This window comes from Enterococcus sp. GC34, assembly GCF_040886645.1.
Classification (GTDB): domain Bacteria; phylum Bacillota; class Bacilli; order Lactobacillales; family Enterococcaceae; genus Enterococcus; species Enterococcus faecalis.
The window spans coordinates 1-553 of the sequence record NZ_JBFOEF010000032.1 but is presented as its reverse complement, the minus strand read 5'-3'; the positions used below and the strand labels follow the sequence as shown (position 1 = coordinate 553).

General features: G+C 34.2%; 1 protein-coding gene. It reads right to left on the bottom strand.

From position 1 onward, the window contains the following. Positions 1-553, bottom strand: a 553-nt coding sequence (locus AB3I72_RS13815) for a DNA methyltransferase (protein ID WP_368024007.1), incomplete at both ends; no start/stop codon positions are given.

Here is a 553-nt window from a genome sequence, read left to right as displayed (position 1 = left end):
CCCATATAAGGTGGGTTTGTAATTCCAACATCATATTTCTGTTGCAATAATTCTCCGACATGTATCATTTCACTAATCATTTGGTCAAAGAACGTTATAGAACCGTTACCAAATCCCACTTTCAAGTTTTCGAAATCGATATCCTTAAATTCTATCAATGAACCTAAATCTGCACCGTTTTTGAAGCTATTAATTAACTGTAATAAATCTTCTTGGGCTTTTTGTTGGTTTGGAAAATCTATGTGTAAAAGTTGTAATTCTGCTTCACTAATTTCTAAGTTATTTGGGATTGCATAAACATTAGGCTTAATACCTTTAGACAAAATACGCCGAGAATATTGACGACCCTTCATAATTAAAGCAAAGTAGGTTAATTGGAAGGCTCTCTTATCTATATCTAACCCATACAAGTTATTCATTAAAATTGATACAGCCGCATCTCGTTCTCGAAACCCTTCTGCTACATAAAGCTGAATCAGCACATCAAAGGCATAAACAAGTATATGTCCGCTTCCCATTGATGGATCAATAAGTTTTATCTCTTGTAGAGCGA